The 18,514-nt window shown below is 37.0% G+C and carries 15 protein-coding genes; 14 read left to right on the top strand and 1 reads right to left on the bottom strand.

Annotated elements, in window-relative coordinates; all coding sequences use genetic code 11:
* Nucleotides 1-47 precede the first annotated feature (47 nt).
* The 14 genes from nrdR (at nt 48) to IGI58_RS17090 (ending at nt 17,647) form a co-directional block, all read left to right on the top strand.
* Nucleotides 48-533, top strand: a complete 486-nt coding sequence (gene nrdR, locus IGI58_RS17155; protein WP_087639921.1) for a transcriptional regulator NrdR — start codon at nt 48-50, stop codon at nt 531-533.
* 12 nt (nt 534-545) lie between these two features.
* Nucleotides 546-1,946 (top strand): replication initiation and membrane attachment family protein, encoded by a 1,401-nt coding sequence (locus IGI58_RS17150; protein ID WP_429952464.1) that lies wholly within the window; start codon nt 546-548, stop codon nt 1,944-1,946.
* A gap of 2 nt (nt 1,947-1,948) precedes the next feature.
* Nucleotides 1,949-2,878: a primosomal protein DnaI gene (dnaI, locus tag IGI58_RS17145; protein ID WP_429952465.1), complete on the top strand. Its 930-nt coding sequence runs from the start codon at nt 1,949-1,951 to the stop codon at nt 2,876-2,878.
* 420 nt (nt 2,879-3,298) lie between these two features.
* Nucleotides 3,299-4,471: a hypothetical protein gene (locus IGI58_RS17140; protein ID WP_429952466.1), complete on the top strand. Its 1,173-nt coding sequence runs from the start codon at nt 3,299-3,301 to the stop codon at nt 4,469-4,471.
* 14 nt (nt 4,472-4,485) lie between these two features.
* Nucleotides 4,486-6,000 (top strand): hypothetical protein, encoded by a 1,515-nt coding sequence (locus IGI58_RS17135; protein ID WP_429952467.1) that lies wholly within the window; start codon nt 4,486-4,488, stop codon nt 5,998-6,000.
* Nucleotides 5,984-7,552 (top strand): hypothetical protein, encoded by a 1,569-nt coding sequence (locus tag IGI58_RS17130; RefSeq protein WP_429952468.1) that lies wholly within the window; start codon nt 5,984-5,986, stop codon nt 7,550-7,552. The genes IGI58_RS17135 and IGI58_RS17130 overlap by 17 nt, the downstream gene beginning before the upstream one ends.
* Complete coding sequence (locus IGI58_RS17125) at nt 7,549-8,811, top strand: glycosyltransferase (RefSeq protein ID WP_087639925.1); 1,263 nt, start codon at nt 7,549-7,551, stop codon at nt 8,809-8,811. Before IGI58_RS17130 ends, IGI58_RS17125 begins: the two co-directional genes overlap by 4 nt.
* 13 nt (nt 8,812-8,824) lie before the next feature.
* Nucleotides 8,825-10,900 (top strand): cellulose biosynthesis cyclic di-GMP-binding regulatory protein BcsB, encoded by a 2,076-nt coding sequence (locus IGI58_RS17120; RefSeq protein WP_429952469.1) that lies wholly within the window; start codon nt 8,825-8,827, stop codon nt 10,898-10,900.
* Complete coding sequence (locus tag IGI58_RS17115) at nt 10,887-11,741, top strand: diguanylate cyclase (protein WP_429952470.1); 855 nt, start codon at nt 10,887-10,889, stop codon at nt 11,739-11,741. Before IGI58_RS17120 ends, IGI58_RS17115 begins: the two co-directional genes overlap by 14 nt.
* Nucleotides 11,742-11,774: 33 nt before the next feature.
* On the top strand, nt 11,775-12,239 hold the full coding sequence (locus tag IGI58_RS17110; protein ID WP_429952471.1) for a hypothetical protein: 465 nt from the start codon (nt 11,775-11,777) through the stop codon (nt 12,237-12,239).
* Between the two features lie 613 nt (nt 12,240-12,852).
* Complete coding sequence (clpB, locus tag IGI58_RS17105; RefSeq protein ID WP_429952472.1) at nt 12,853-15,456, top strand: ATP-dependent chaperone ClpB; 2,604 nt, start codon at nt 12,853-12,855, stop codon at nt 15,454-15,456.
* A gap of 223 nt (nt 15,457-15,679) precedes the next feature.
* The gene (locus tag IGI58_RS17100; protein ID WP_429955257.1) at nt 15,680-16,606 is read left to right on the top strand and encodes a TMEM175 family protein; all 927 of its coding nucleotides are present in this window, start codon (nt 15,680-15,682) and stop codon (nt 16,604-16,606) included.
* A 1-nt stretch (nt 16,607) separates the two neighbouring features.
* Complete coding sequence (locus tag IGI58_RS17095; protein WP_429952473.1) at nt 16,608-17,054, top strand: MarR family winged helix-turn-helix transcriptional regulator; 447 nt, start codon at nt 16,608-16,610, stop codon at nt 17,052-17,054.
* A 188-nt stretch (nt 17,055-17,242) separates the two neighbouring features.
* Nucleotides 17,243-17,647: an organic hydroperoxide resistance protein gene (locus IGI58_RS17090; RefSeq protein WP_429952475.1), complete on the top strand. Its 405-nt coding sequence runs from the start codon at nt 17,243-17,245 to the stop codon at nt 17,645-17,647.
* A 192-nt stretch (nt 17,648-17,839) separates the two neighbouring features.
* Here IGI58_RS17090 and IGI58_RS17085 read toward each other — a convergent pair whose 3' ends face one another.
* Nucleotides 17,840-18,514, bottom strand: a complete 675-nt coding sequence (locus tag IGI58_RS17085) for a hypothetical protein (protein ID WP_087639933.1) — start codon at nt 18,512-18,514, stop codon at nt 17,840-17,842.

Genomic DNA, 18,514 nt, shown 5'->3' with positions numbered 1-18,514 from the left:
ATTATACGAAATAATAGATAATAATAGAGATAAATGAGGTGAATATTATGCGTTGTCCAAGATGTCATCATAATAATTCTCGAGTCATTGATAGCCGTCAAGCAGATGACGGGCGTGCGATTCGTCGTCGTAGAGAGTGCGAAAATTGTAACTACCGTTTTACAACCTTTGAGCGGATCGAAGCGGCGCCATTGCTAGTGATCAAAAAGAATGGTGATCGAGAAGAATTTAATAGAGAAAAGATTTTGCGTGGGTTGATTCGTTCAGCTGAAAAAAGACCTGTTGCAATGGAACAAATGGAGCAAATTGTTGATAATGTTGAAAACCGAGTACGTAGTTTAGGGGAAAATGAAGTTTCGACCACTTTAGTTGGTGAATACGTGATGGAAGATCTTGTAAATCTGGATGAGATTGCTTATATTCGATTTGCGAGTGTTTATCGTCAATTTAAAGATATGAGTGTCTTTTTGAAAGAATTACAAGGAATCGTTGATAAAGCTAAGTCGTCAAATAATGATGCAACCAATAAATAAGGAGGTCTTTCCTTGAAAAGTAATTGGAAAGAAGTCCAACCAAAAAGCATTTTTCAAGTTGGTATAAGTTCACCGTTATCTGATCAAGAGCGGGAAGTATTGACGCTTTTGTATCAGCCGATCATTGGCTCAGATGCCTTTAGTTTGTATACGACACTTTTGTCGGAAATAGAGACTAGTGGTACGAGTGAATCACTGTTTCATGCTGAATTGATCACGATGATGAATAAGAGTATCAAACAAATTCTAGACGCAAGAAAAAAATTAGAAGGAATAGGACTTTTAGATACGTTTGTCAAAAACGATCCAGAGTTAGGCACTATTTTTTTCTATCGATTGAATCACCCGGAAACTGTTGAGCGCTTTTTCAAAGATGAAGTTTTGACATTGACTCTTTTGAATACGGTCGGTCAAAGAAAGCTGGATAAGCTATTTGCTCGTTTTAAGCCAAACTTTTTCTCGTTAGCTGGTTATGAAGAGATTTCAGCAAGTTTTAAGGATGTCTATTTATTTAAAGAAGAACAGATAGTTGCTCAAAATAAGCAATTACAACAGATTGAAGCGTCGTTTAAGGATCCTCGTCCTGCTAAAAAAATCAGTGCTGTAAATGAGTCGTTTGACTGGGCCTATTTTATTCAGGGAATCGAGCGTTTAGGTATAAAACTGCCGGATAATAAGGATGGATTCAAGGAAGAAGTTTTTATTTTTCATAATTTGTTTGGCATCACAGAATTGGATATGGTCGATTTTTGTTCAAAATCATTTGATTATTATACGGGTAAGATCGATACTAAGGATTTTAAACGTGCGGTTTATAGAACATACGACCCTGACAAGCAACAAAGAAAAAGTGAAGTCGTTCAAAATGAACAGGCGAATCTTTCAGAAGCGGATCAGCAGACCTATCGATATAATTCATTGAAAATGTCTGGTTTTTCAGAAATGGATATTCAAATGATCATGGATAGTGAAAATAACTTCCCGTTGAATTACTTAGAGGCCTTAAAAAATAGCAAAGGCGGGTATACAACACCGCAAGAGCGGTCTTTAGTGAAATATCTAGTTTCAAAATCTGGCTTACCGAATAGTGTGATCAATATTTTGATCAATTATGTATACAATATTCAAAAGCAGCCTACGCTAAAGGCAGACTATGTAAATCGAATTGCCAATGAATGGGCTCAAAGCGAAATCGTTTCACCGGAGAAAGCAATCGAACATGTCCGTGAAATAGCTCAAAAAAGTAAAACAAATCAAAGCAAGCCCCGTTATCCACAAAATAATCGAGTTATTCGTCAGGAAACATTGCCTGACTGGGTAGACAATCCAGTGGAGGAAAAGAAATTATCCCCAGAAAGACAAGCCGAGCTTGAAAGGGAGCTTCGAGAATTATTAAAAGAAGAAGGTGATTAATAATGGAAGATGTAGGAAAAGAAATGTCAAAGATCATTCGAAACAGAGATATGAGTGAACGTTATAACGAGTTGGTGAATGTTGTTTTGAAAGATGATGATGTCCAAAAATTTATTGAAGAACATCGCGACCGTTTGACAGATGATGATATCCGAAAAAGCTATTCAAAATTATATGAGTTTGTTCAGGAGAAAAGAAAGTATCAGCTAAACGATCCTACGATGATCGCCCCTGGTTACGAACCAAAATTAGCTTTGAACTTCCATTATATCGATGTCACTTATATTCCAACGGAGGCTTTGATTGCGAAGCAGCAAGAAGAAGAGATCAGAAAACGTGTGAAGGCGATGGACATGCCAAAAGATGTCCGTGAAGCTCGCTTGAAATCCTTCGATCTAAGTTCAGATGGACGGGAAGAAGCGTTTGCCGGAGCGATGAAATTTATTAAGGAATATTCGCAGTCTCCAAAAGAATTTCATAAAGGCTTATATTTACAAGGGACATTTGGCGTAGGAAAATCATTCCTTTTAGGTGCCATCGCCAATAGTTTAGCTGAGCGTGGATTTGTCACAACGATCGTCCATTTTCCAACCTTTACCGTAGAAATGAAGCAGGCGATCGCGAAAGATCAAGTGGGGGAAAAGCTGGATGCAGTCAAAAAATCTCCAGTGTTGATGATCGATGATCTGGGCGCTGAATCGATGACGTCATGGATTCGTGATGATGTATTGAGTGTTATCCTACAATATCGAATGCAAGAGCAATTAGTCACTTTCTTTTCATCGAATCTAAACTTAAAAGATCTTGAAAAACATTTAACTGTTACACAACGAGGGGAACAAGAGCCATTGAAAGCACGTAGGATCATGGAACGTGTTCGCTATTTAGCAAAGGAAATCACAATGTCCGGAAATGACCGGAGAAATGGTTAGAAAAGAGGATGGGACAGAAATGTTCAACTCCGAGAACCAAGTAGGTACTGTGCGACACTGTTTATCTGCAACGAGTCTTTGACGAGAAAGCATCAACTCATTTTTCGTTGTGTTTTACAGCAATGTCAGTTTATTTACGAAGCCTTCAAATTTTAGTACTTTAGCATTTAGAATTTTGCTAGCTTCACTTTGTTCTTTGAACAATAGTGAAACTGTATGCGTTAGCTGATGTGATCGAAGCGAAGTAGTTACTTCTGCTTCCATGATTTATTCGTTTTAAAGAGGACTAGGTCGTAACTCGTAGAGTTATGTCCTAGTCCTTTTTTTCTTTTAAAGTTGCTGGCTAGGTTGCGGATTATTCGCTTTATTACAAAGAAATGTGTACACTAAAGACATAAAAACAAATGGCTGAGGTGAATTATGAGAAAGAAAGTAGTCTTTTTTGGGGGGATACTAATTTTGGGCGTGTTCGCCTATTTTCTTTTTTTCAGACAAACGACAAAAGAGATCAATGTAAAAAAGGTGGAACCGGAAATCATGAAACTGATGACAACGGATGAACAGACTTTTAGGCATAAAACTGTGAAACAATCACCAGAGACGCAAGAACGCAGAGATAATCTTAAGTTCTTTATCGATACAAAAATGCTGCTTCCAAGTGGTGGAATAATAACCAACTTTCTGGAAAATACAGAGTCAACTGAGGTAGCAACGGGGCATGAAATGCTAAGTGAATCTTCTGGGTTATACCTAAGAAATCTTGAAATGACTGATACAAAAGGCCGTTTTGATGCGTATTATAAAGAAACAAAGAAGCTTTTTTATGATAAAGTCCAATTCAGCTATCGTATAGATGAAAATGGCAAGAAATTTCCTGTAAATGCTTCGGTCGATGATTTAAGAATCATTCGAGCGTTGATCGGTGCTAGCGCTCGATTTGGTTCCGAAGACTATACAAAGGAAATTGATACCTTAGCTAAAAATTTTATGGAAACATCAATGGATGATAATGTCTTGATCGACTTTTATGATGTTGATCAAAAGAAAAAATCTGATAGTACCTCGCTTTTTTATATTGATTTAAAAACAATGGGTTATCTTTATAAAAAATATGATGTATCTGCTGATTATTTACAATATCATTATTCTTTGATTGAAAACGGCTATATATCTGATACCTTTCCATTTTATCAAACTAGATACAACCACAAAACGAATAAATATGAAAATACTGGAACGATCAATGTGATTGAATCCTTACTTACGATCCTGCACTTAGGGGAGGCTGGACTTCAAAAGCAGGAGAGTATTGATTTTATTAAGGATCAGGTCAGCAAGGGGACCTTGTTCAACTCCTATGATTTAACAGGCGTTCCGGTGGATAAAAATCAATCAGCTGCTGCGTATGCATTAGCAGCAGTGATTGGAGCAGTTATCCATGATCAGGAGTTATACGATTCTTCGATTTTGATTTTAAATAATTTTCAAATCACCGATCCAAATAGTTTGTTTTATGGAGGATTTGGTGATATCCGGACAAAAGATGTGTTTTCCTATAATAATTTAATGGCTCTTATAGCATATGATTTATGATCGAGGTGAAAAGCGTGAAGAGTTTTGTGCGCAGGTTCCAACATTATATTACTGCTTTCTCTAAGTATATTTCTCCACCGTTACTTGCTGTACTTGTAATAGGTATCGTCACGAGTATTTTATTGTTTGTTCCACCAGTCAATGGATTAGCGGATAATGGCAATTATTATCGCATTTTAAACGGCAGTGGTCTTTATATTCAAAATATCGAGAACCATTCTTATTTAAGTTATTTTCAAAAAGATTTTTCCATCATGCAATACTACAACCAATCCTCCAGTATTTTTATCTCTTCTCAACAACTGTTTATTACACTGGCTATTTGGCTAAATAAACTTTTTTACAGTGCGCATCAGTTTGACATTCGATTTTTGGGTGCGGTTTATTTGTTGTTTTATTTACCTGGAATCTATTTATTGGTGCGAGGACTGAGTGCTGGTTTATCGAAAGGGCGGAGCTATTTAGTTTCTTTGTTTGTGATTTTTCTTTTAGGAGATACATCATATACGATTTATTTCAACTCATTTTATCCAGAAGCGACCTCCTTGATAGCATCTTTGTATATTTTTGCATCGGTCATTTATTTATATCGTACAAAAGATTTTGGCAAAAGAGGCTTGATTTGGCTTCTGTTGTTTATCAGTACAGTCATCCTGCTTGGTGTAACTAAACGGCAATTTTCTTTGATTTTTGGACTTTTGATCATGGGTTTTGGACTTTTCGCTTTTACTAAAAGTAAAGGGACACGATTAGCATTAAGTGCTGTTTTAGTAACATTTGTTGGCTTTCTCATCATGGGCACTATTTTTGTCCCCTATTCGACGCGCGAGATCGATCTATATCACAGCTTAACTAGAGGTGTCATGCTTGAAACGACGAATCCTGATTCACGAATGCGTGAAGGTGGTATCAACCGTCAATATGGATTGAAAAAAGGGACGACCTATTTTGATGAATATAGTCCTGTATCTCCAAAATCAGAGCAAGTAAAAGAAAATTTCCTTGAAAAAGCTGGTACGATCTGGGTGATCATCAATTACATCAATCATCCAGATGAGTTCAATAAGCTATTGGATATAGCAGTACAAGATGTATATTTTGTTAAGCCATCCGAACTCGGCAATTATGAAAAATCAGTTGGAGGAGAGCCGGCACAACAAACACGGTTCTTTACTTTATATAATCGAATCAAAGCAGCCGGCTATCCAAAATCTTTTGGTTTCTATATTCTTTTCAGTATTGTGCTGATCGGCATTTATGGGGTGGGCTTTTACAATGGATTTAGGGAAAAACGACCAGGCATGGTCGTACGATTCTTTTTGATTGCTGGATTTTTAGTGAATATGATCTTTATTTTTCTTTCATCTATAGTGATCAATGGGGATTCAGATTTAATCCGCTTATTGTTCCTTGTATCACTCTATTTCGATTTGATTTCGTTATTGCTTTGGTCAGATGTTGTAGGCAAGCGGATCTGGAATGATGAACCAGTGCAAAAGGAGGGGCTGGAATATGAAACTCAGATATAGTCTATTCTTCATTTTATGCTGTTTGTTTTTCATTCCACAGAAGGCTTTGGCGGAAGAACAACACATTTTACTTGTCTATGACAGTTTAAATATTGCTGAGAATAAACAAAATGATGTAGATTCTATCCAGCGTCTTTTAACAAGTTTTGGCGCAAGCGTCCAAACGGTTGAAGAAGATAAATATATAAGTGGAATGATGTTCGATCAAAAATTTGACGGAGTCATTACGATGATCAATTGGTCTGATAAAGAATTAAATGAACAGTTTATACAGGATAGAAGCCAATTTTCCGGGAAAAAGCTACATATCGGTTCGAAAGTCGCACCAGATGAGCAGCAGCTTTTTACAGGAAAATGGCGGGATTTAAGTCACCGTCAATTTACGCTGGAAGATGAGCGTGACCGTTATTCTCAAATTCTCAATTATCGAGAAAAGACAACCGTTTTAGAAGAGGCAGCTGGAGAAAAAATTGGTCGGTTAAGAGCTCAAGAAATCGATGATCAAGCAATTCCATTTGGTGTGCTGGAAAATGGTCACGGATTTTTGCCTTTTTTTGATAAAAAAGGAGCAGTTTTTTTGAAAAGTGCAGAGCTGATGGGTTCTTGGTTAGGAGTAGAGCAGTCGTATAACCCTATTTTGACGATAGATGGTTTAAATCCAATGAAAGATATGGGTGTTGCTTCTGATTTTCAAAAAGCGTTATCGAAAGTGAGTATCCCTTATATTGTTTCCACTACAAGTGTGAACCGAAACAATACAACAAAACCGTATAATGTGTTCACAGATGTGCTTCGCTCGTTTGAATCGGGATCTGGAATCATTTTTTTAGAGATGCCGGTCGTAAATAATGTCAATTTGAATGATAACCATGCTTTAGCCCAGCTTTTAGAGCAGCAGATCAGTCTTCTGATTGATCGAAGTGTATTTCCTGTTGGATTCTCAGCTCATGGCTATTGGAATCAGGATGCACAGTATCAAGCGGATGGGTTGAAAATCAGTAAGACGATCATTTTACGTGAGAATCCACCGATTGAAGATCAACATTATAGAGGTAAGACGAACAACTCAGATGTCTTTAATACGGCATTTTATAATTTCCCTTTTGAGTATCTCGCTGGAATTTCGTGGAAAAAAGATGGTATGACAGCTGATTATCATTTTCCAATGCTAGTAACTATGAGTTTTTCGTTTCCAGATTCCAAAAGAGAAATAAAAAAAATCATCCAAGATATCTCTGACTCTCCATTACAGTTTTATAAAGTAGGTCAACACAGGTTTCAGTTTGACGTTCAAACGCAGACTCAGCATATCGAGTTTCTTAATAGTCGCAGGTATTTAAATGGAAAATTAGTCAACTCCTTAAAAAATATACCGAATACTGAAGTGACTGAAACAGTATTTAGAGGGCAATTTGCTCGATTTTTCAATGTGACGAACATTGTTTTGATCGTGTTTGTATTGTCGACTTTAGCCATTTTAAGTATATTGTTCATCTTTGGACGAAGAAACTATCGATCAAAATATATTCAGAAAAAGAGGGGGAGCAAATGACAATAGCTGACGGAATCATGCTTGCGGCAACGATCATTATTTGGTCATTGCTGCTTGTAAATATTGTACTAGTTATTTTCGGTTATATTTACTATTTAAAAACAGATCATCTGGAACCTCCAAAACTAAAAAATGGGCAGATTCCTTTTGTATCAATCATGGTACCAGCGCATAATGAAGGGATCGTGATCGTACGTACAGTTGAAGCGTTATTAAATTTTAGTTACCCGGCTGACCGCTATGAAGTCATTGTGATCAATGATAACTCAAGTGATAACAGCGCTGAATTACTTGAGGCTCTGGGCAAAGAATTCCCCACACGAAATTTGAAAGTCATCAACACAGATGCAGTTACAGGAGGGAAAGGAAAGTCGAATGCCTTGAATATCGGCTTTAAAGAAGCAAAGGGAGAGGTTATCGCGATTTACGATGCAGATAATACACCCGAAGCACATGCGCTGACGTATTTAGTCGCCGAACTGATGGATGGCAATGAATATGGCGCTGTTATCGGTAAGTTTAGGACGCGTAATAAGGACACCAATCTCCTAACTCGATTTATCAATATCGAGACTCTCGCATTTCAATGGATGGCTCAGGCTGGAAGATTTGAATTATTTAAACTGTGTACGATCCCTGGTACGAATTTTGTGGTTCGACGTTCGATCATAGAAGCGATCGGCGGCTGGGACGATAAAGCTTTAGCGGAGGATACAGAAATCAGCTTTCGAATTTATATGATGGGGTACAAGATCAAGTTTCAGCCGAAAGCAGTCACTTGGGAGCAGGAGCCGCAAACACTTTCTGTCTGGTTCCGCCAAAGAACGCGCTGGGTCAAAGGAAATATTTATGTCATTGTTAAAAATGCGAAATTGATTTTTCATCCAAGTGCAAAACGGATTCGTTTTGATATCTTATACTTCTTATCGATCTACTTTCTTTTAATGACTTCTTTAGTTTTATCGGATATCATGCTTGTCTTGTCCGTTTCAGGGTATTTGAGTACAACTTTAGAAGGATTCAGTAATTCGTTATGGTTGTTAGCGGTATTACTCTTTATTTTTAGCACCTATGTCAGTATCTCCACAGAAAAAGGAGAAATGAAGCTGCAAAATGTCTTAGTGATCGCTTTGATGTATATCACTTATAGCCAAATGTGGCTGGTTGTCGCTGCATACGGTATGTTCATGTACATTAAAGAATCAGTATTTCATAAACAGACACAAACAAAATGGTATAAGACGGAACGATTTAAATAAGGAGAGTTTAATCATGAAAAAGATGCCTATCATTCTTATCAGTTTTTTAAGTCTAGTGTTCGTACTTGGGAGTCGGACAGTATTCGCAGAAACCTCAGAGCAGGAGAACCATACATTTACTCAGCCGTTTCAAAACCCAACAACATCACTTACAGGAACCTCTGTAAAAGCAACGATGTATTTCACAAAAATCGATTATTGGGATGTAAAAAAAGCAACATTGAACTTGAAATTTCAAATTACTCAACTTGAAAATTCTCAAGGGTCTGATTTGACCGTTGCAGTCAACGGTGTAAAGTTTTTCTCTTTCAGACCAAAAAATACAACGGAGATCCAAGAACAGGAAATTACGATTCCGCTTGATTTAGTTCAAGGAACGAATACGTTGACAGTAGAGGGACAAATCATCAATCATTCAGTTGAAGATTCATATACGTTGATTGAAACACCCGCGAACTGGCTGACGATTTATGAAGGATCGAATGTCAATTTTCAATATGATCTTATATTGCCAGAAGCAAGTATTCATTCGTTTTACAACCATTTTATCGGAGCAGACACGATCGCTAATGCACAAAGCGTGATCTTGGTACCAGAAGATGCTACTGAAAAAGAATTATCTGCTGCAACATACGCTTTGGCTGGAGTTTCAAGGATCATCACAACCAAAAGTGAACTACTGCAGCTTGATTCATTAAAAGGACAGCACGACCAGCCTTATCAGCTGATCATAGGACTTTATGACAAAATACCTAAAGAGTATCGTCAGCAAATCGATGCAAAAAATTTAGAGAACGAAGCGGTTTTAAAACGTTTTGAATCTAACGGAAAGCATATTTTAGTTGCCACTTCAAAAGATGAAGCACTGCTGATCAGAGCTGGCCGATATATCGGCAATGAAGAATTGATGACACAAACAGAAAAAACTGAAAAAAGAGTCACGAAAGAGACGTTGACTTTTACTTCATCTTTAGAGTTTGACGGTACATATCCGTTAACTTCTACTGGTGATAAACTGAGTGGTGTGAATCATCAGGAACAAGTTTACTTCGTCAATTTACCCGTCGATCAAAATAATGCAAATGGCAGCTCGGTTCATTTGAATTTTAAATATGCAGATAATTTAGACTTTGATAACTCATTAGTGACGGTCTCAGTCAATGATCGTCCAATTGGAAGTCAGCGGTTAAGTGCAGCCAAAGCCAACGGGGATGAATTTTTAGTAGAGTTTCCGAATGATCTAGGAATCACTGACAGCTTTGTTTTAAAAGTTAGCTTTGATTTAGTCGTTGAAAATCCGGAAAATATCCGAAGTAACCAAACCCCCTGGGCTTATATCGAGAATACTTCTAACGCATTTATTAAAACGCAAGAGCTTGATACGATGCTTTTTACAAACTATCCTAATATGTTTGTAAAAAGTCAGTCGTTTGCAGATTTAGGTGTGGTGCTTCCTGAGAAACTTAATAAGGATTATTTCAAAGCATTGACAAACATATTCAATTTGATTGGAAACTACGCTCAAAGTAATGTCGGAGAAATCACTTATTATAAAACAAAACCGAAAGAATCAGCGTTATCGACACATAATCTAATTGTTTTAGGGACACCAAATGATAATGCGTTGATCAAATCGTTGAACAATGACTTGTTTTTCGCTTACGATAAGTCATTCTCTACATTCGTTTCGAATGAGAAACTAAGTATTGAGGAAGACTATGGAAAAAGTATCGGAACAGCACAACTGCTCTTTTCACCTTTTGAAAGCAAAGCGGCCATGTTGATTTTGACAGGAACGACTCCTGAGAATGTTTTCCTGGCTTCTACTCAAATCGCCACTGAAAAAAATACCTCGACATATAAAGGCGATGCACTGGTTGTCGATAATAATTACAAACGCTATGACTACCGCTTTAAAAAAGAAGTAAGTCAATCTCAACAAGAAAACTTAGGTCAAAGGATCATCAATAATCAAAAATTAGGTATTTACCTAGTCGTCTTCTTACTTGTGGTCATGATCGTTGGATTGTCCGCATTCTTTATTTTGAAAAAAGACACTAAAGGGGGAAATGACGATGAAACTGAATAAACGCTATGCGAGTACGATCATGGATTTGTCCCTTTTGTTTTTTATCAGTCTAGTCTCCATCACCGTCATTTTTGTCGGTTTGGGAAATAACGGCTTTTTCATTGACTTGATCAGTTTATTGATCACATTGATTCTTGTGATCATTACTTATTTTACAGGTATTGTGTCAGGCCTGATTTTTACCTTGATTTTTGTTTTCGTTCAGTTGGGCTATGTTTCTTATCAATATGTGTTTATGAAACAGTTTACTTATGCTTCGCTATTTTGGTTGATCATTCCACCATTATATTGCCTGAGTATTTTTTTGATCACCTATCAAGTTCGTTTGTTGGAAAAAGAGAACGAGCGATTGAAAAAGAACAATGTACAATATAACGCACTGGATGCTGAGACACACTTGAGAACCTTAACGCTATACGAAAGTGATTTCCCGATGTTTGTCACTATGTCTGAACGTTTTCAGACAGACTTGTACACTGTGGTGGTTCGTATTCGCTATTGGGACAGTCTCAAAAAATTGATGACAGAAGAACAGACTAAAGAGTTATTGAAAATGATCACGCGGGTCTTTCAAGAAAGCTCCGATCAAAGCAATAGCTTATATATGGTCAATCAAGTAACCCCAACGTGGAGCTCTTATACGTTTTCAACCCCTGAATCATTGCGTGAATTTCGGGAACTTTTGAAAGAACGCTTCTTAGAAGAACTTGAAAAAACAACTAATTTGAATAATTTGACGATCGATTTACTTGTTTCTCAAGCAAAATATGAGCCTGAAGAAATGACAAAGGCATCAGATTTTCTTTCTGAAGCTCTGAATGGACTTCAATATGATGTCTAGTTATAATAAAGTGTATAGATTGGAGGAAATTATATGAAAAAACTCGCAATCACTTTAGTAACGATTTTTGCAGCAATCTCTTTAGCCGCGTGCAGCGGGAATAAGAAGACAGGCGAATCAGGAAGTGAAGATACGACAATGAGCAGTCAAAAAAATCAAAGTACAAATACAAGCTCTACTGTTAAAGAGGATCAGGAATCAATTTTTACGGCAGTTTTAGTGGAAGATGCCGTGCAAAATGAAACGGTTGACCAGTCGATCCGTCTTTTCTTAAATGACGTAAAAGCAGTTGAGGACCCGGAAGAAATCATCGGCACAATGAAAAATGATGGTGTCATTTTGAATGTCACAAAGGAACAGCTAGCAGATGGTCTTACAGAAGATCAATTAAAAGCTGGCGATAGTGTTAAATTTACACTAAGTGGGTTACCCGTAATGACGATGTCGATTCCACCTCAAATCGCGGGAAATGCAGTTGTTAAAGTTGAAAAAATTTAAATAAGTTTAAAAGATCAGGCACAAGGTTCGTGCTTGATCTTTTTGTTTGCCTGCATATCTGTTGCTAAAATCAGTGATTGAGTTATCATAAAAAGTGAGAGAAATCGATCGTTTTCCAATTGATTTTGTTTGACCTTTACTGACTAATTGAGTATAATTGATTCATAAGGTCAAAATTGATCAGTCATTTTAACCTTAAAAAATAGTCCAAAAGAAGTACTGCTTTTTTGCTCAAGAAACGGTACTATTTATATAGATTATTTAAAGCAAACAATCTTTTTAAAAGTTGAAGATCAAATAGATCAGTATTTTATTTTTCTTTCAGAGTGAAACGAGCCTGATCAGCTTTTTATAGTATCCAGCATCTCAGGCTTGTTTTTCGTGAAAAAGATAAATATAAAAAGCGACAAAAAGAGTCGCATTTCATATTTCCTATTTTCCATTCAAAACCAAACGAACCTGATCAGCTTTTTATGGTATCCAGCATCTCAGGCTAACTCTTCGGAAAAAAGATAAACTTGATTGATGGTAAAGAGCACCATAAATTAAGTTTCCTATTTTTCTTTCAGAGTAAAACGAGCCTGATCAGCTTTTAAATTTAGGAGGGAATTCTATGAACATCGAAAAAATGACTACTACGTTACAAGAGGCGATCGCTGAAGCACAGCAAATTGCAGTTACGCGTCGTCATCAGGAAATCGATATTGCCCATTTATGGAAAGTTTTTTTACAACCGAATCATTTTGGTCGTAATTTTTATACGGATGCAGGTGTTGATGTCGAAGCTTTTGAACGAGAGGTAGATAAAGCTTTAGATGAGTACCCAAGCGTTCAAGGTGGGAATATTCAGTATGGTCAAAGCATGAGTCAAAATTTGTTTAACCTATTGAACGAAGCAGATAAATTAAGAGAATCTTTTCAAGATGAGTTTTTGGCAACGGAAATCGTAGTATTAGCGTTGATGAAACTTAAAAATTACCGATTAACAAAATATTTAATAAACCAAGGTATTTCAGAAAAAGAATTACGTAAAAATATTGAAGACATTAGAGGGGGCGATCGTGTGACTTCTAAAAATCAAGAAGAGCAATACAAAGCATTAGAAAAATATGGTGTGGATTTAGTCCAACAAGTGAAAAGCGGCAAACAGGATCCAATTATTGGACGAGATGAGGAAATCCGCGATGTGATCCGAATTTTATCTCGAAAAACAAAAAATAATCCGGTATTGATCGGTGAGCCAGGTGTTGGTAAAACAGCGATCATTGAAGGCTTAGCTCAACGGATCGTTCGTAAAGATGTGCCTGAAAACTTAAAAGATAAGACGATTTTCTCTTTGGATATGGGTGCATTGATCGCGGGTGCAAAATTCCGTGGAGAATTTGAAGAACGCTTGAAAGCTGTTTTAAAAGAAGTGAAGAAAAGTGATGGACGAATCATCTTGTTCATTGATGAGATCCACAATATTGTTGGTGCAGGTAAAACAGAGGGAAGCATGGATGCAGGAAATCTATTGAAGCCAATGTTAGCTCGTGGTGAACTGCACTTGATCGGTGCGACCACATTAGATGAGTACCGTCAATATATGGAGAAGGATAAAGCCTTAGAACGTCGTTTCCAAAAGGTATTGGTGAAAGAACCCACTGTCGAAGATACGATCAGTATTTTACGTGGATTAAAGGAACGTTTTGAGATCCATCATAGTGTGAATATTCATGATAATGCCTTAGTTGCAGCGGCTACTTTATCAGACCGTTATATCACGGACCGCTTTTTACCAGATAAAGCAATCGATTTAGTCGACGAAGCAAGTGCAACGATTCGTGTGGAAATGAATTCGATGCCGACTGAGTTAGATCAGGTCACTCGTCGTTTGATGCAGTTAGAAATTGAAGAAGCTGCATTGAAAAAAGAATCTGATGATGCAAGTAAAAAACGACTAAGTGCCTTACAAGAAGAACTCGCTGATTTGCGTGAAGAAGCAAATGCAATGAAAATGCAGTGGGAAACAGAAAAAGAAGAGGTCAATGCAGTCAGCAACAAGCGTGCTGAAATCGACAAAGCTAAACACGAATTAGAAGACGCCGAAAACAATTATGATCTTGAACGCGCTGCGGTGCTGCGTCATGGAACTATTCCACAGTTAGAAGAAGAATTAAAAAATCTAGAAGCTAAGAATGCCAAAGATAATGTCAAAATGGTTCAAGAAGCAGTGACAGAAAATGAAATTGCTTTGGTTGTTGGCCGTTTGACAGGGATCCCTGTAACGAAGTTAGTTGAGGGCGAACGAGAAAAATTGATGAAATTGAACGAAACATTACACAAACGTGTCATAGGACAAGATGAGGCGGTCGATGCAGTCAGTGATGCAGTGATCCGTTCAAGAGCAGGATTGCAAGATCCAAATCGGCCGTTAGGCTCCTTCTTATTCTTAGGACCAACCGGTGTAGGGAAAACAGAACTTGCTAAAGCTTTAGCAGAAGATTTATTTGATTCCGAAGATCATATGGTACGGATCGATATGAGTGAATATATGGAAAAACATAGTGTGTCTCGTTTAGTCGGTGCGCCTCCAGGCTATGTTGGCTATGAAGAAGGCGGCCAATTGACCGAAGCCGTTCGCCGGAATCCGTACACGATCGTTTTATTAGATGAAATCGAAAAAGCTCATCCTGACGTATTTAACATTTTGCTTCAAGTCTTAGATGACGGACGTTTGACAGATTCTAAAGGCCGTGTCGTTGATTTTAAAAACACAGTCTTGATCATGACCAGCAATATTGGTTCTCAATTACTGCTTGAGGGTGTGACACCTGAAGGAACGATTCCTGAAGAGGTAGAAGAACAGGTGATGACGATTTTACGTGGAAACTTTAAACCTGAATTCTTAAATAGAATCGATGATACGATTTTATTCACTCCTCTAAGCTTGGATAATGTCAAAGGAATCATTGAAAAAATGACAGAGCAGCTTTCTAAGCGTTTAGAGCATCAAGAGATCGAATTGGTGATTTCTGATGAGGCGAAAACCTGGATCGCTGAAAGTGGTTATGATCCAGCATATGGTGCTCGTCCTTTGAAACGATTCATTACAAAAGAACTAGAAACACCACTAGCGAAAGAAATTGTTTCTGGCAGAGTATTACCAAAGACAAAAGTAACGATCAGTCTATTAAACAATCAATTAGTCTTTGAAAACGAAGTATTTGAAGAGTAGATAGTGTGAGTTGGAGGTATAGAAAGAACGTTGCATGATTATACCAAGTGGTATCTTCACCAGTTGAATTTAAAATGCAGGAGAAAGTAAAATGCTACTTTTTTCCTGCATTTTTTCTGGTCAATGAAGTGTTTCGACTGTTTGAATACAAAATGATTGCGAAAAATCATTTTTACTATAAAATAATGAAGAGTAGAAGATTGGAGTGGATATTTTGGAGAAAATGAAAGAGCGTGTCGTTATGCTTGGCGATGCAATCATAGCAATTATTATTACGATCATGGTCTTAGATCTGCCGATAAAATTAAATCAATCTGGGAATATAGAATTAGAGCTATTATTTCGTTCTGTAGGCATTTATTTTATTAGTTTTTGTTTTGTAGGCAATTTTTGGTATCAAACTGCACAAGTTTTTAATCTCGTCAATAAGATCAAGAATAAAGATTTTGTTGTTTACATGATCCTGATGTTTTTTCTTTCCCTTGTACCAGCATTCACTAGATTGTTGATTGAAGATACGAATCGGGAGATCGTCCTCATGTATGGACTGTTGACTTTTATCGTTACTATCTTTTTACAAATCTTACTTAACTCGCTGGAGCAACAGATCAATGAGGAAAAGAAAGTGAAAGATGGGGTCCAACGAAAGATCAGATTCAAACATAGAGGAACTTTTATTTTTAGAATTTTTCTTTTAGTGTTAGCTTATTTTTATCCTAAACTAGGACTTGTTGTGTATCTTGGTTTACCAATTTTTGGCTTTTTACAAAACATCGTCACACATGAGGAAGATATTTATGTCGATCAAATGAATGACGAACAAAGAAAATATTATTTTCAGTCGCAAAGTCAGCCTTGGGATAATGGCTTTCAAAAATATGCTGCTTTATTGCGTTCTTCTATGAATAATGCCCAAGGTGCGCAAAAAGATCCAGAATGGTGGCATCAGTTCAATCATCAGTGGCAGTCAGACGTAGATCGTAAAATTACAGAAATAGATCAAGAACTAGCAAAAACAGATGATCCGTCACAAAAGCAATACTTAAATCATAAAAAAGAAAAACTGGAAAATCAGAGAAAGCAAATTGACGATTATGCAAAAATGATCTCAGACAAACACCAAAGACCACGAGAGTCAAAAGAGGGATGATATGGAAAAAAAGAGCAGACGTTTGGATGAACAGCTATGTTTTTCCTTACAAACAGTAAATAAGCAATTTAATCGAATGTATGCAAAAGCACTCAAACCATTTCAGTTGACCTATCCGCAGTATCTAGTTTTACTTGTTTTATGGGAGCACTCTGATCAACGGATCACTGACCTAGGAGAAAAACTGGCACTAGATACAGGAACGTTGACGCCGATGCTGAAAAGAATGGAAGCAAGTGGATACATTCATCGCAATCGTTTAGCTAAAGATGAACGGATCGTGATTATTTCTCTTTCTGAAAAGGCAGTTGAATTAGAGCAGGAAATCTACGAAAAAGTAGAGAGCTGTTTGACACAGTTGAATGTTGAAGAAAATGACTATTTTTCTTTGATCAAACAACTCAATGAGCTAAGTGGACAAATTGCACAGATCGATCATAAAATATGATAAAAAAGGGACTGGAACTTTTATGTGCCAGTCTCTTTTAATTTTGAATACACGATGGAAACAGAAGGAAAGCTGTTGAAAATCGAGTGAACTATTTGAAGCAAAATAATGTACTTCCCTGAAAATGTTGTGTACAATATAATTGTATGAAATGTAAATAAAACATCTATGATTTGGAGGAAGAGAATATGAAAAAAATTTATTCAACAACAATTATCAATACGGGTGGAAGAGAAGGTGAAGTATACTCGCCGGATAAATCATTCAGCTACGAAGTAACATCACCCGGTCCGCATAAAGAGAATAAGACCAATCCTGAGCAACTATTTGCTGCAGCCTATAGCTCTTGTTTCAACAGTGCTTTAGAACTTGTGATGGGACAAAAGAACATCCACTCTAAGAGTACAGTAAAAGCAACTGTTTCTTTGTTTAGTGATGAAGAGACTGGCTTCCAAGTTGGTGTTGTCTTATCTGTCAAAATCGATGAGGTAGATCATGCGACAGCCGTTGAATTAGTCAATACAGCACATCAAGTATGCCCATATTCAAAAGCAACAAAAGGGAACATTTCTGTAGAGTTAGAAGTAGAATAATTAGTTCACACAAATAAAAGAGAGCTTGAAACAAAACTAGTTTTTAGTTTCGTTTCAAGCTCTCTTTTTCTAAAAGTTTAATAGCAGTGATGTAGCCGCCGCGTCATAAGACTCCACTCTTTCACTTGAAAGGATTCCTGTTTTCTTGTAAATCGATGTCACAATAATAACTCCTTTTTTTAGCGTGAAGCATTATTTTGTTTTTCTAAACGCATATGCTTTAAAATAATCAGGATCATTACGTTTGATAAAACTATAAAAAGTTAAAAGCAATGCACCAATTGTATTGGTCAGTAAGTCACCCATTGTATCCATCAATGCAGCACGACCGATGTATGGTTGCCCAGCTTCAGTCATATACCGCTGCAAATTCATATTCCCGATAGAATCACATAAAAACTCCCAAAATTCCCAAAAAACACCACACAAACCAGCAAAAGCAAAGCCCATTACAATAAAAAGCCAAGGACTGATCTTGGAAAAATCAGCTTCTCTCAAGCAATAGCCGATAATCGCATAACCAACAGCTACCAATAAGATAGGGCTGACTGCATGTAGAATTTTATCCCAGAATGGCACGATGATGATCAATCGTAACCCTGTACCAAGGAACACAGCGATCCAAAGAAAAAACCAATAGTAAAGCCGAACCATTTTTGGGAAAATCAACCCCGTGAATCGTGTAAAAATAAAAGGAACAAAAATCACTGCGATCCCTGCAATCATTTCAACAGTCAATAGTAGGTATTGTTCTTTAGGCTGAACGACAAAACTTTTGACGATATTTACCAGTAAAGTAATGAAGCCAAATGCGAGTAAAAAATAGAACAACCGCTTTTCTTGTTGATCTTCAAATTCTATTTTCAT

It is taken from the genome of Enterococcus sp. AZ020 (assembly GCF_050499205.1).
Lineage (GTDB): Bacteria > Bacillota > Bacilli > Lactobacillales > Enterococcaceae > Enterococcus_L > Enterococcus_L dunnyi.
This window is presented reverse-complemented; position numbering and strand designations above follow the sequence as displayed.

Coding starts and splice junctions, on each gene's coding strand:
- nrdR (WP_087639921.1), top strand. CDS start 48: ATGCGTTGTCCAAGATGTCATCATAATAATTCTCGAGTCATTGATAGC.
- dnaI (WP_429952465.1), top strand. CDS start 1,949: ATGGAAGATGTAGGAAAAGAAATGTCAAAGATCATTCGAAACAGAGAT.
- IGI58_RS17140 (WP_429952466.1), top strand. CDS start 3,299: ATGAGAAAGAAAGTAGTCTTTTTTGGGGGGATACTAATTTTGGGCGTG.
- IGI58_RS17130 (WP_429952468.1), top strand. CDS start 5,984: ATGAAACTCAGATATAGTCTATTCTTCATTTTATGCTGTTTGTTTTTC.
- IGI58_RS17125 (WP_087639925.1), top strand. CDS start 7,549: ATGACAATAGCTGACGGAATCATGCTTGCGGCAACGATCATTATTTGG.
- IGI58_RS17120 (WP_429952469.1), top strand. CDS start 8,825: ATGAAAAAGATGCCTATCATTCTTATCAGTTTTTTAAGTCTAGTGTTC.
- IGI58_RS17115 (WP_429952470.1), top strand. CDS start 10,887: ATGAAACTGAATAAACGCTATGCGAGTACGATCATGGATTTGTCCCTT.
- IGI58_RS17110 (WP_429952471.1), top strand. CDS start 11,775: ATGAAAAAACTCGCAATCACTTTAGTAACGATTTTTGCAGCAATCTCT.
- clpB (WP_429952472.1), top strand. CDS start 12,853: ATGAACATCGAAAAAATGACTACTACGTTACAAGAGGCGATCGCTGAA.
- IGI58_RS17100 (WP_429955257.1), top strand. CDS start 15,680: ATGAAAGAGCGTGTCGTTATGCTTGGCGATGCAATCATAGCAATTATT.
- IGI58_RS17095 (WP_429952473.1), top strand. CDS start 16,608: ATGGAAAAAAAGAGCAGACGTTTGGATGAACAGCTATGTTTTTCCTTA.
- IGI58_RS17090 (WP_429952475.1), top strand. CDS start 17,243: ATGAAAAAAATTTATTCAACAACAATTATCAATACGGGTGGAAGAGAA.
- IGI58_RS17085 (WP_087639933.1), bottom strand. CDS start 18,514: ATGAAAATAGAATTTGAAGATCAACAAGAAAAGCGGTTGTTCTATTTT.